10 protein-coding genes and 1 tRNA gene are annotated in these 13,408 nt (G+C 62.1%); all 11 read right to left on the bottom strand.

The genetic code is table 11. From position 1 onward, the window contains the following. Positions 1–8: 8 nt before the first annotated feature. Positions 9–2,723 (bottom strand): helix-turn-helix transcriptional regulator, encoded by a 2,715-nt coding sequence (locus tag CVS27_RS03145; RefSeq protein WP_103464284.1) that lies wholly within the window; start codon positions 2,721–2,723, stop codon positions 9–11. Between the two features lie 166 nt (positions 2,724–2,889). Continuing rightward, a complete protein-coding gene (pth, locus tag CVS27_RS03140) occupies positions 2,890–3,462 on the bottom strand; it encodes an aminoacyl-tRNA hydrolase (protein WP_103464283.1) in 573 nt (190 codons plus the stop codon). 9 nt (positions 3,463–3,471) lie between these two features. Further along, entirely contained in the window at positions 3,472–4,038 is a 567-nt protein-coding gene (locus CVS27_RS03135; RefSeq protein WP_103464282.1) for a 50S ribosomal protein L25/general stress protein Ctc, read from the bottom strand. Between the two features lie 681 nt (positions 4,039–4,719). Then, on the bottom strand, positions 4,720–5,556 hold the full coding sequence (locus CVS27_RS03130) for a putative endonuclease domain-containing protein (RefSeq protein WP_133162860.1): 837 nt from the start codon (positions 5,554–5,556) through the stop codon (positions 4,720–4,722). 189 nt (positions 5,557–5,745) lie between these two features. Then, positions 5,746–6,726, bottom strand: a complete 981-nt coding sequence (locus CVS27_RS03125) for a ribose-phosphate diphosphokinase (protein ID WP_103464280.1) — start codon at positions 6,724–6,726, stop codon at positions 5,746–5,748. 39 nt (positions 6,727–6,765) lie between these two features. Next, positions 6,766–8,217 (bottom strand): bifunctional UDP-N-acetylglucosamine diphosphorylase/glucosamine-1-phosphate N-acetyltransferase GlmU, encoded by a 1,452-nt coding sequence (gene glmU, locus CVS27_RS03120; RefSeq protein WP_103464279.1) that lies wholly within the window; start codon positions 8,215–8,217, stop codon positions 6,766–6,768. Between the two features lie 103 nt (positions 8,218–8,320). After that, positions 8,321–8,395: transfer RNA gene (locus tag CVS27_RS03115), tRNA-Gln, on the bottom strand. Between the two features lie 152 nt (positions 8,396–8,547). Beyond that, on the bottom strand, positions 8,548–9,378 hold the full coding sequence (locus tag CVS27_RS03110) for a type IV toxin-antitoxin system AbiEi family antitoxin domain-containing protein (protein WP_103464278.1): 831 nt from the start codon (positions 9,376–9,378) through the stop codon (positions 8,548–8,550). A gap of 258 nt (positions 9,379–9,636) precedes the next feature. Next, entirely contained in the window at positions 9,637–11,415 is a 1,779-nt protein-coding gene (locus CVS27_RS03105; RefSeq protein ID WP_103464277.1) for an ABC-F family ATP-binding cassette domain-containing protein, read from the bottom strand. A 46-nt stretch (positions 11,416–11,461) separates the two neighbouring features. Next, a complete protein-coding gene (locus tag CVS27_RS03100; RefSeq protein WP_103464276.1) occupies positions 11,462–12,511 on the bottom strand; it encodes a 4-(cytidine 5'-diphospho)-2-C-methyl-D-erythritol kinase in 1,050 nt (349 codons plus the stop codon). A gap of 2 nt (positions 12,512–12,513) precedes the next feature. Then, entirely contained in the window at positions 12,514–13,392 is an 879-nt protein-coding gene (gene rsmA / locus CVS27_RS03095) for a 16S rRNA (adenine(1518)-N(6)/adenine(1519)-N(6))-dimethyltransferase RsmA (protein WP_103464275.1), read from the bottom strand. Between the last annotated feature and the right edge of the window lie 16 nt (positions 13,393–13,408).

Here is a 13,408-nt window from a genome sequence, read left to right as displayed (position 1 = left end):
GTCACCACCTAAAACAACTCATTGCGGGAGCTGAGGCCAAGCTTGGAAAATATTTGGTAGAGGTGCCCCTCAACCGTCCGAATGGACACTCCCATACTTTCGGCAATGGCCCGGTTGGCCATTCCGCGCCGGGCAAGCTTGGCGACCTGAGATTCACGCTGGGTCAGCTTGGCACCCTCCATGATCGGCACCAGTGGGAGAACTGGTGAACTCGGGGTCAAGCGGTTTATTCTCGTTTCGGCTTCCTTGGCCTGCCGCGTGTATCCGGCCGCACGGGCAAGATCCAGGGCCAAGAGCGCGCAGCGCAGTTCCACGGCGGTCAGTTCCATGCTTTGCGCCACTTCCGCAGCCAGCAGTGCCTTTTCCGCATCCTTGTCCAGAAATGCTTGCGCCACCAGTTCGGACAGCTCGGCCATGGGCCCCTGTGCCATGGCTGCAGTTGATTCCAGAAGCTCAAGGTCCTTCTCGCGGGCACTGGTGGAGGCGCCAAATAGGCTCAGGTAGGCGAGTGTATACCTGCCGGCAGCAGCGTCTTCCTGCGCAGAAGCGGCCAACCGTTCCGTTGCGTCCGGGTCTCCCAGCCACCGCTGGGCCATCAAGGTAAAGAACCTGGCCAGGGCCACGTTGACCCACGTCGTAGTGGGCGCCAAGTTTCCAGCGAGGGCAAGGTACTTTGTTGCTTCGGCGTCATCTTCAACCTGGGCCAAGGCGTAGGCCAGTGCAGAATACGCCACTTGGGTGCAGTGGTACGTATCCCGTAATTCCAGCTGCGCCACGGCCACCCGCAGGATTTCTGCGGCCTCCAACGCATTGCCGGCGCAAACGTGGGCAATGCCAAGACCCAATTCGATGATGCCGCCATGATACTCGGAGCGGCGCCCCATGCCCACGAACATCTGCGTCAGCATCTCAACTCCCTCCAGGCATTGTCCGGACCAAATCAGGGCTAGTACCAATCCGTGAATGTGGAGCTCCGGCTGCCGAATAAACCGGGATGCTTTCTTGAATTGCGGAGAAATCTCCTGCGCCAAATCAACCGCGTCTAGTTCCCTGCCAGTGGCTGCCCACACCAGCACCAACAGGCTCCCGCAGAACAGGCTGTAGTCGATATCCACCATTTCCCGGTAACCGGCTTCCAACGCCGGTGCCGCTTCGCGAAACTGCCCGCAGTGCACCTGATACTCGCACATGGCCAGGCTAAGGTTTCTTCTGGCTTGCTCTACATGCGCGAGTTCATGGCCAGGATCCAGCAATTTGGCGGATTCGGCACTCAGCAGCTCCGGTATTTGTGCCAATCCCCCCTCAACCCACTGCAGCGCACTGCAGAGTTCGCCCAGCCACGCGGAATGGTCTGCAATGTTCAAGCACATTTCCGCCAGGTCCTTGGTTTCACTAATTTCGTGCAACGCTTTGGGGTAGTTGGCAAGGAGCGAGTAGGCAGCACTGCGCTCAAGGGCGGCATAGATTGCATGGGGCGTGCCGCCTTCCACAGCATCGGCGAATTTCAAGGCAAGCATGGGCTCCGAGTACACCAAGGCAGTCCTTGCTGCGGACAGGGCCACCTCCGGCTTCAGGGGGATTCCGGCGTCGTGCGCCCACGTGGCGAAGACTAAAAGTTCCTGCCGTGAGAAGTCCTGTGAATCCATCGAAACAACGTCCGTCAGTTCCCTGTACAGCCGGGCTTTTGCTTGTTGGTCCAGCAAGGCGCGAACAGTCTCACCGATGAAGGGTTCTGCAAGCGAGGTGTAGCGCCCAGCCTTCCCACTGATAGCCAGATACTTGCGCTCTTCCATCAGATTCAAAGTGTCGGCACCCAGAACCTCCAGCGCCATGGACAGGGGAATCCGTTGAACAAGTGACATCATTTCGACGCCGTGACGAAGCTCGGCCGATTCGCGCTCGAGGCGGCCCTGGACCAGCTCCGCGAGCAAGCTTATGGGTTCGGTGGAGCGTTCACTGTTGAGCACCCAGGTGTCATGGTGTTGCACCAGGTTTCCGCGATTGAGCTCTTCGTGGACCAGTGTGTGCAGGACCAGCGGATTTCCGCCACTGGATTCGTGCAAGGTAGCAACAGTGGCTGTCGCAATGGAACCACCCAAGGCCTTGGAAATGAGTTCCTGAACCTCACCTTTGGTGAACTCCTCCAGCGCCAGCTCCGAAAGCAGGTTGTCCTTGAGCAGCCACATCAAGTCTTCGGGCAACTCATTGGTGGCCCGGGTCAGGACCATCACTTTGGCAGCTCCGCTGAAGATCAAGTGCATCAAAACGCCCATGCTGGAGGTATCAATGGTTTGCAGATGATCCAGAACCACAACCACGCGGCGACCTGCGGCGTCAGCGTGCACCAGGTCGGCAATCCCGTGGATGATGGAATTGGGTGTTTTCATGTGCACGCTGTCCAGCCGGGCCAGCTGAACACCCCAAATGCCGTAGGGAATGGCCGTTTCCGTGTCAAGACAAAACAGCTTCACACAATGGGTGGTGGCGGTGATGCGGGCCTCGACGGACCGTGCCAGGGTGGTTTTTCCGACGCCACGGTGGCCGATCACCACCAGGCCGTGGGTATGGGGGTCTTCTAGCCGTTCAACGGCAAGCTCAACCAGGTCTTGCCGGATGAAGGATGACCAACGACGCCGTTCTGCCGCGCCCATGTCACGGCGACCAGACCGGTGTTCGGTCGGATCGCCCCTGGCGGTAGACCACTCACCCCAGACGCTTGCCATAACCTGTTCCCTTACACCACGAGAGACCTGACTGGTATCCAAGAGGTACCTCAGTCGCAATTAGGGAGATTCTAACAGCGTTTCACACGTGCTTGGCCAAGATTGCCGATCGCTTTGCCGTGGCGATTCCAAGAAGTGCAGTTAACGCTAAATTCGCTTGCGCGTTTTAGCTGAATTTGTCCTGTGCAGCCAGCAGTCCGCTGCCAGCCAATAGCTCGACGGCGTCGGCCGCGTTATCGATCAGGAAGGGAAGAGTCTTGTTCTCCGCCGTGGAGAAATCCCGCAGCACGTGGCTGGCGGCATCAGCGCGTCCGGGCGGACGCCCCACGCCGGCACGGACACGGTAGTAGTCCTTGGTGCCAAGGGTTTTGGAGATGTCGCGCAGGCCGTTGTGGCCGCCCTCGCCGCCACCAAGTTTCACCTTGACAGTGTCAAAGGGGATGTCAATCTCGTCGTGGATGGCAATCACATGGTCGGGGGCGAGGTTGTAGAACTTGGCGAGTTGCGCCGTCGGACTTCCGCTGAGGTTCATGAAAGTTGCTGGCTTGGCCAGAATCAACTTGTGCCCACCCATGGACAGCCTGCCCGTGGCCACCAGCGCCTTGGCTTTGTGGGTCTTGAAAGTGGCGTCCATGCGGGAGGCCAATTCCTCAACCACCATGTAACCAATATTGTGCCTGTTACGGCTGTAGCCGGGCCCGGGATTCCCGAGCCCGACTACAAGCCAAGTTTCACTCATAAGTGATTATTACTCTGCAGCTGCTTCAGCTTCAGTGGCAACGGCGGGCTCAGCGAAGTGAACGATCAGCGCTGTGCCTTCGGTAACCAGAACCGAGTTGGCCGGCAGGACCAGGTCGGAAGCGTGGATGTGCGCACCGGCGGTGCGGCCGGCAATGTCAACCTCGATCTTGACGGGAACGTGGGTTGCATCAGCGGAGAGGCTGATGGTCATTGTTTCCTGGTTGACGATAACGGAGGGAGCAGGCTCGCCAACGATGACGACGGGAACGTCAACGTCAACCTTCTCGCCCTTCTGGACGGTCAACAGGTCGATGTGCTCAACGATCTGCAGTACGGGATCCTTCTGAACATCCTTCACCAGGGCGAGGTGCTCTACGCCATCAACCGTGACGGTCAGCAGGGCGTTGGCGCCGCGGATGGCGCGAACAGTTTCGCGCTCCGGGAGAACGATGTGCAAGGGAGCAACACCGTGGCCGTAGATTACTGCGGGGATCTGCTTGGCACGGCGGATGCGGCGAGCCGCGCCCTTGCCGAATTCGTTGCGGGCTTCGCCGATCAGGTTCAATTCAGTCATGAAAAAAGCTCCTTCATTCATTAGGGGTGGGCGTGGACTAAACAGGTCAACACAATCCACCACACGAATGCAAGGAGCGTAGAAGACCCAGTCGATCACGGACTCTCGCTTTCGCAAGCGTCCCTCGCCAAGGTTTACTGATCCATCCTAGCAGAACGACGCCGGCTCGCCAGCACCCTGTGGCACCAACGGACTTCGGCCATGCGCCACGGCAGACTCCCGCGCTGCGCATGTGCAAAGCGTTTTGGGCTATGCGCCATAGTGGCGGCCAGCGCTGCGCATGTGCAAAGCGTTTTGGGCTATGCGCCATGGTGGCGGCCAGCGCTGCGCCCGTGAGACAGCTGCGCCGCGGCAGACTCCAGCGCTGCGCATACCCAAAGTGCCCTTGGGCTATGCGCCATAGTGGCGGCCAGCGCTGCGCATGTGCAAAGCGTTTTGGGCTATGCGCCATGGTGGCGGCCAGCGCTGCGCCCGTGAGACAGCTGCGCCGCGGCAGACTCCAGCGCTGCGCATACCCAAAGTGCCCTTGGGCTATGCGCCATAGTGGCGGCCAGCGCTGCGCATGTGCAAAGCGTTTTGGGCTATGCGCCATGGTGGCGGCCAGCGCTGCGCCCGTGAGACAGCTGCGCCGCGGCAGACTCCAACACTGCGCATACGCAAAGCTGAATGCAGGCTCAGGGGTCACTTTGTTTCTGAGCTGATGGTTGCAAGTGCCTGGCGTACCCAGTCGCACAGAATATCGGGCCGATGGAGCACCATTTGGGCGCTCACCCGCAAACACTTCCGCCCCTCCATGACCAGCAGGTTGTTCCGCATCAAATCGTCGGCCCACCCCGAAGGCGTGTTGTGGTAGCGCTCCCCGTCGGTTTCCAGGCCAAGGAGTCCTTCTATCAGCAGGTCCAGATGCCCCACGCCCTTGACATAGAACTGGCTCTGCACGTTGTATCCCTGTTGGCGCAAGTAGTACCTGGCCAAGGTTTCCACTATGGACATGGACTGCGGATCAAGCATCTCGATGATGGTCCGCCCCTTGGCCCCTGTCCGCCCCGTAAAAGCAGCCCGCAGTTGGGGAATGGTGCATTTCTTGAGGACCACAGCAGATTCCAGCACAACCAGCGCTTCCGCTTCCGTGCCGCACTGGACGCATTGCCGCAAAATGTCCATCAGCGACTGCGGGCCCCTGACCCTGTGGACCACACATCCCGGAACTGGACGTCCATGGGCCGCGGCCACATGCGGTGCTTCCGGCGCCGTGATGATCCACAACCCCAGTTGTTCAGCTTTGCTGAAGCAGGTTCGTCTCGCCTGGTGCCGCGCCAGCCGAACATCCAGTGGGTCTGCATCTGGCAGTGCCACATAGCCGCGGCCAATCCTTCTGATCAATCCATTGCGCTCGGCCACGCTGACGCCCCAATCCGTGCAGCCACTGACCAGCAGGTCCTTGCGCCGTGCCACTTTGCCCCGCCGAACAAGTTCGGCCACCACTGTGCTGCTCTTGAGGTCATCTTCATGTGTCATGTCACCCATGGTTCCCAAACAGCGGGAGCCGCGGTAGCCCCGGCGTCGTCAATGTGGACAAGAGCCAATCCAGCAGCGGTTGTGGATGAATCAACCCGGCAAATCATGCGCCTCCTCGGGCGCCAGCGCAGCGCATACGCAAACGGCCGCCTCCGAAGGGAAGCGGCCGTCAGTTGTTAGCGCTAAGTGCTATGCGTTGCCGTCGAACAGGCTCGTTACTGAGCCGTCCTCGAAGACTTCCTTGATGGCGCGGGCCAGCAACGGTGCAATGGAGAGCACTGTCAGCGTGGGGAAGCGCTTCTCTTCCGGGATGGGCAGCGTGTTGGTGACAACCACTTCGCGTGCACCACAGTTGGCCAGGCGTTCGGCGGCCGGGTCGGAGAAGATGGCGTGCGTTGCGGCGATGATGACATCCTTGGCGCCGGCATCCTTCAAAACGCGGACTGCGCCGGCGATGGTTCCACCGGTGTCGATCATGTCATCGATCAAAACGCAGGTGCGTCCCTCAACCTGCCCCACAACAGTCTTGGAAACGGCCTGGTTAGGCACCGTCAAGTCGCGTGACTTGTGCACGAAGGCCAGCGGCGCCCCACCCAAGCGCTCGGCCCACTGCTCAGCCACACGCACGCGGCCGGTGTCGGGCGAGACAACAGTGACGTCGTCGTCCCCCACGATGGTGCGAATGTGATCAGCCAGCAACGGAATCGCGAAGAGGTGATCAACGGGGCCGTCGAAGAAACCCTGAATCTGCGCCGTGTGAAGATCAACGCTCATGATGCGGTCCGCGCCCGCGGTCTTGTACAGGTCAGCAACCAGGCGCGCCGAGATCGGCTCGCGGCCGCGGCCCTTCTTGTCCTGGCGTGAGTACGGGTAGAACGGCGCCACCACGGTGATGCCACGGGCCGAGGCGCGCTTCATGGAGTCAACCATGATGAGCTGCTCCATGAGCCAGTTGTTCAACGGGGCCGGGTGGGCCTGGATGATGAACACTTCCTTGCCGCGCACGCTCTCGCCGGACCGGACGTAGATTTCCCCGTTGGCGAAGTCGTAGGCAGACATCGGCAGCAGTTCCGTGCCCAGGCAGCGCGCCACTTCTTCAGCCAGCTCGGGGTGGGCGCGGCCGGACGCCAGGACCAGTTTCTTGTCGACGTTGTGGCTAAGTTCGCTCATGGGTTCGCTTTCTCGCAATGGTGGGGTAGTTGAGAAGTCTTAGTTGCTGGCATTTTGCGCCGCTTGCGCGGGGATGCTGCCGGGCCTGTTGGCCATAGTCCAACCCTCGGCATTGCGCTGGGGTGCCACGGTCATGCTCAAGGCACCCGCCGGAACGTCCTTGCGCACAATGGCGCCGGCGCCCGTGAAGGCACCGTCGCCCACAGTTACCGGGGCCACGAACACCGTGTTGGAGCCCGTGCGCACGCCCGAACCAATGACGGTGCGGTGCTTGTTCACGCCGTCGAAGTTGGCCGTGATGTTGCCGCAGCCAATGTTGGTGTCCTCGCCGATCTCCGCGTCCCCGGCATAGCCCAGGTGGCTGAGCTTGGAACCGCGGCCGATCGTGACGTTCTTGGTTTCATAGAACGCACCAATCTTGCCGTCGGCGCCCAACACTGTGCCCGGACGCAGGTAGGTGAACGGGCCCACGTGGGCGCCCTCCCCGATGATGGCACCGGAGCCGTGCGTGCGGGTCACTTCCGCCCCTGCCGCGATCTGGACGTCGGTCAGCGTGGAATCGGGACCTACGACGGCGTCGCGCGCCACTGTAGTTTTTCCGTGCAGTTGGGTGCCGGGCAGGATGGTGACGTCTTCATCGAGCTGCACAGTGGAGTCGATCCATGTGGAGGCGGGGTCGATGATGCTGACGCCAGCGCGCATCCAGGCCTCAACGATGCGGCGGTTGTGCTCTGCGCCCAGCGCGGAGAGCTGCACGCGGTCGTTGGCGCCTTCCACCTGCCAGCGGTCAGTTGTGGAGACGGCGGCAACCCGACCGCCGTCGGCCCTGGCCAACGCCAAAACATCCGTCAGGTACATCTCACCCTGGTTGTTGTCCGTGGTGACGTTCTTGAGCGCCTTGCGCAGGACTGCGGCGTTGAAAGCGTAAATGCCTGAGTTGATCTCGCGGATTTCACGTTCCGCGTCCGTGGCGTCCTTGTGCTCGCGAATGCCCAGCACGGTGCCGTCTGCCTCGTCGCGCAGGATCCGGCCGTAACCGGCTGCGTCGTCGAGAACTGCCGTCAAAACCGTCACGGCGTTGTTGTCGGCTGAGTGCGTGGCGACAAGCTCGGCCAGCAGCTCGGTGGTCAGGAGGGGAACATCGCCATAGGTGACCACCACGGTGCCGCTGACTTCGGCGCCAGCGTCCAGGGCATCCAGGGCCTGCTGCACTGCGCGGCCGGTGCCGGGGATCTCATCCTGGTCCACGATCTGTGCAGCCGCATCCAGCCCCGCAATGTGACCGGCCACCAGATCGCGCTCGTGGCGAACCACCACGGCAAGCTTGGCAGGGTTCAGGCCCTTGGCTGCTGCCAAGGCATGGCCCACCATGGAAATTCCGCCCAGGGGATGGAGGATCTTGGGTGTGCGCGACTTCATTCTGGTGCCAGCGCCGGCAGCCAAAACGATGACAGCTGCCGGAATATCGGTGGGGATTTCTTGGGGGCTCACTAAGTGGCACTCCTGCCCGGACCAGAGTCCGTCTTAAAACGTACGCAATGGGAAACTATTCCATGGTACCTGCTCGGGCGTTGTGCCAGATCGCGTACAAAAGTGGTTCCGCCCATAGGATTCGAACCTATACTCCACAGCTCCAAAGGCTGGGGTGCTGCCATTACACCAGGGCGGACCGTGCGCTACATGCTCTCGCTAGAAGCTCACGAGAATATAGTGTGCCACGCCGGTGGCATATTTCGCGAGTTGAGAGCCACCGTGGCGGGCAAATTCGTGGCGGCAGGTGTCAAAGGTCACAGCACTTTCCGTGCTGACGCAGGCGGGATGTCACTTGGAACGGATCATCGCCAAGGCTTGTTCCACCCAACGGAGCATGAGTTCGGGGTGGTACAGCACAACGGCTGCCGGTATCCGCAGCCGCCAGATCCCGTTGAGCACGTACATGGTGTCGCGCCTAAGATCCTCGGCCCAGCCCTCCGGGGTGTTGTGATACTTTTCCCCATCCGTCTCAATGCCCAGAACGCCCTCAACCAACAGGTCCAGATGCCCGGCATCTTTGATAAACGCCTGCCCTTGCACGTTGTACCCGGCCTGGCGCAGATGGTAGCGCCCGCAGGTTTCGGTGATGGACATGGACTGCGGATCAATCATGGCCACAATGGCGCGGCCGGCTGTGTCCTCACGACCACTGAATTCCCTGCGCAACCGCCCAATGGTGCACTTTTTCTTGACCACCGCGGATTCAAGAACCACGAGGGCTTCAAGCTGGGTGCCGCATTGCACGCACTGGCGCAGGATATTAACCATCGATTGCCCGCCACTGACCCGGTGCACCAAGCACCCGGCAACAGGGCGCCCGTGCGCCGCGGCAACATGGGTTTGCCGCGGTTCCACCAACAACCACAGTCCCAGATCCGCAACTTTGCTCAAGCACGTCCGTCTGGCTTGGTGGTTGGCCAGCCAGATGTCCGCCGGGTTGGCGTGGGGCAATGCGTAGTGTCCCCTCGCAACGGCTCTGAGCAATCCCTGCGCCTCGCCCTGGTGAAAGTCCCAGGTGGTGAACCCGAGAGCCACAAGGTCCTTGCGGCGGGCAACGCCGCCTCGGCGATCAATGGCTTGCACCAGCGCCTGACTTTTTTCATCCCTGTTCTCGCCCATGCATCAAGGGTGGGCCGAATGCCGCGATGGCGGCAGCCTCGGCGTCGTAATTGGGGACAAAAGAGCCCCCACGTGCCGCTGTGGAGGAAGCAAAGGCCGCAACCATGAAATTATGCGGAAAACTGACCACGAGTTTCACGCATAAGTTCAGGGCTCTGAAATTATGCGTGAAACCCGTGGCGAGTTCCACGCATAGGTACTCATGCGCAAAACTCGCCACGGGTTCAGCGCATACGTTCAGGGTTCCGCAGAAGCGGGTTACTCCAGGACGGCCGAGGCGTCCAGCCACTCCAGTTCAAGGCCTTCGCGCTCAGTGGCAAGCTTGGCCAGCTTGGCTTGAAGGTCAGCCAGGACGTCGTACTCGCCCACATGGGCGGCCATCTTCTCGTGCAGCTTGGCCTCCGCGGCTGAGTTCTTGCCCAGCTGGCGCTCCAAACGGTTCAGCACCTTGCGGGCATCACGCTTTTCACCTTCAGTGGGGCCCGACGGCGCAGGGGCGGCACTCGGACTGCCGGAGGAGGGTGCCAGTCCGGCGTTCTCGCGCAGTTCCAGGTACTGATCCACGCCGCCGGGAAGGCCGCGCAGCTTGCCGTCGCCCAGGAGAGCCATCTGGTGGTCGGTGACGCGCTCCAGCAGGTACCTATCGTGCGAGACCACAACCAGGGTGCCGGGCCAACCATCAAGCACATCTTCCACGGCCGCCAAGGTGTCGGTGTCGAGGTCGTTGGTGGGCTCATCGAGCATGAGCACGTTCGGCTCCCCCACCAGCAGGCGCAACAGCTGCAAGCGCCTGCGCTCACCACCGGAGAGGTCCTTCACCATGGTCCACTGCTTGTCCTTGGTGAACCCGAGCTGCTCCACGAGCTGCCCGGCCGTCATGTCCTTGCCGCCCACCTCGAATGAACGCTTTTCGCGCTCGATGACCTCAATGACGCGCATGTTCAGGACGTCGTCGAGCTCCTTGACTTCCTGGGTCAGCACGGCCGTTTTGACAGTGCTTCCGCGCTTGACCTTGCCGGACGACGGCGGGACCTCACCGTTGAGCAGCTGCAGCAAGGTGGTCTTGCCGGCACCATTGACGCCGACCAGGCCAAGCCGCTCCCCCGGAGCCAGGCGCAGGGTGATGTTGTTGAACAGTTCCTTCTCGCCGTAGCTCAGGGACACGTTTTCTAAGTCAATGACGTCCTTGCCCAAGCGCGCGGTGGCCATTTTGGACAGGGCCACGGTGTCGCGGGGTTCTGGCACATCGGCGATCAATTCGTTGGCGGCCTCAATGCGGAACTTCGGCTTGGCCGTCCGGGCAGGGGCGCCGCGGCGCAACCAGGCCAGCTCCTTCTTGACCAGCTGCACGCGCTTGGACTCCATCACGGACGCAGACCGGTCACGCTCGGCGCGGGCCAGTACATAGGCGGCGTAACCGCCGTCGAACGGGTCAATGATGCCGTCATGGACTTCCCAGGTGCGGGTACACACTTCATCCAGGAACCAGCGATCGTGGGTGACCACCACGAAAGCGCCCTCGTTGGCACGCCAGCGCTGCTTGAGGTGCTTGGCCAGCCAGGCCACGCCCTCAACGTCAAGGTGGTTGGTGGGCTCATCGAGCATGATGACGTCGTCATCGCCAATGAGCAGCTTGGCCAGGGCCACGCGGCGCTTCTGCCCGCCGGAGAGCGAGTGAATGTTGGCGTGCCAGTCGACCTCGCCCACCAGTGCGCCCATGATTTCGCGGATCTTGGGGTTGGAGGCCCACTCGTGATCGGCGGCCTCCCCCACAATCGCGAAGCCCACAGTGTCCTCGCCGTCGAGCACGTCAGTCTGGTCCAGGTAACTGACCTGGACGCCGCCGCGCACAGTGACGCGGCCGGAATCCGGACTCTGCCGCCCGGCCAGCAGGCGCATCAGCGTGGACTTGCCGTCGCCGTTGCGGCCCACAATGCCAATGCGGTCCCCTTCTTCCAGGCCGACACTGACACCGTCGAGGACGGTTCGGGTGGCGAAGGCAACGCTAAGATTTTCCCCGCCAAGCAAATGAGCCACGTGGTACCACTTTCCTTACAACAAATTATTAAGAGGACAAATAAATTTAGGGGATGATTGCGGCGCCGTGCACGGGGCCTTCCACAGCCCACGCCTGGTGGCCGTGCTCGGCCAACGCTGCGGCGAGGTCGCTGGCATCGTCGGCATCTGAGGCCAGGAACGCCAGCGTGGGGCCGGAGCCGGAAACCAAGGACGCCAGCGCACCCAGCTCGTCCCCCAGGGCCAGCACCTCGCTCAGGGCCGGTGCCAAACTTTCCGCCGCGGCCCCCAGATCGTTGCGCAGGAACGGTGCCAGCGCGTGCGGATCCCCCGCCCGCAGGGCAGCCAAAACGCCGGCCTCTACCTGCTCCGGCTCGCGCACCTCTCGCCCGGACGCCTCCCGCAGAGCATCGAGGGTGCCGTAAACAACGGGCGTGGACAGCCCAAAACCTGCCGGCACCAGAACCCAGTGCAGGGGCGTGGGTGCCAGGGCTGCCGTGAGCTTGTCCCCGATGCCAAGCCCGACGGCGGCACCTCCCAAGAGTGCGAACGGCACGTCGGCGCCCAGTTCTGAGCCCAGTTGTGAGAGTTCCTCGCGGGAGAGCCCGGTGTGCCAGAGTGCATCGCAGGCCACCAGGGTGGCTGCAGCATCCGCCGAGCCGCCGCCCATGCCGCCGGCGATGGGGACATGTTTGGTGATTTCGATGTGGATGCCGCTGGGGTTGGCGCTGATGTCAGCCACCAGCAGCGCTGCTTGGACGGCGAGGTTGCCTTTGTCCAGCGGAATATTGGCCAGGTCAACAGGATCCAACGTGCTTCCCGCACCGATGCTCACGGTGATGTCCGTGGCGTCCGTGCCGGGCTTGACCGTGACCAGCACTTCTTCATAGCGTGAAACCGCCAGATACGTGCTGGCTACGGAGTGGTACCCGTCCGGCCGGAGCGGGCCCACCTGAAAGAAGGCATTGATTTTCCCCGGCGCACGCACTTTGACGTGGCGCGGACGGGCAGCCCACAAGGGGTCGTTGGCAAAAACATCAGCCGTGGCCGAGGTGTCCGGCCCACGTGCCGCGCCGGTGTCCCTGGACGTGCCGGCAGCCTTGTTGAAGGGATCCATGGTTAGACCGTGGCGGAAATCTTGGCTTCGGCGATGCGTGCATAGGCAATCACATCAATGACTTCGCCGCGGGCGCTGGGATCCACCCCGGCCTGGCGCAGGTACGTTTCGGCCTGTGCCGCCCCGCCGGCCCACCCGGCAAGCGCTGCGCGCAGGGTCTTGCGGCGCTGGGCGAATGCTGCATCAATGACGGCGAAAACTTCTTCACGGCTGGCGTGGGTCTTCGGTGGTTCGCGGCGGGTGAACTCCACCAAGCCCGAGGAGATCTTCGGTGCCGGCCAAAAAACGTTCATGCCAATGACGCCGGCCTTGCGCATCTGTGAATACCAGGCGCCCTTGACCGACGGCACGCCGTACGTCTTGGAGCCGGGCCCGGCCACCATGCGGTCAGCCACTTCATCCTGGACCATGACCAGCCCATGCTTGAGCGACGGGAAGTGTTCCAGCAGGTGCAACACCACAGGAACTGCCACGTTGTACGGCAGATTCGCCACCAACGCGGTGGGTTCGGCTGGCAGTTCGGTGACGCGCATAGCGTCGGAGAGGACGACGTCGAGGTTTCCCGCCAATGCGGGGCGGAACGCGGCCACCGTGGAGGGCAGCTTCGCCGCCAGGACCGGATCAATTTCAACAGCCACCACGCGGGCGGCGGCGTCCAGCAGACCCAGGGTCAGCGAGCCCAGGCCGGGACCAACCTCAAGGACCGTCTCGGTGGGGTCCACCTTGGCTGCAGCCACAATTCTGCGAATGGTGTTGCCGTCAATAACAAAGTTCTGTCCCAGTGTTTTAGTGGGACGCACACCAATCTCCTCCGCAAGTCGACGGATCTCGGTGGCACCCAGCAGTGGCTGGGGTGCGGGGCTGGGCTCGGGTGCGGTCACTAAATAATCGTAGCCG

Origin of the sequence: Arthrobacter glacialis, from assembly GCF_002909445.1 — a bacterium.
GTDB classification, from domain to species: domain Bacteria; phylum Actinomycetota; class Actinomycetes; order Actinomycetales; family Micrococcaceae; genus Specibacter; species Specibacter glacialis.
Note: the sequence above shows the minus strand (reverse complement) of the source record. Positions and strands in the feature narration are given on the sequence as shown.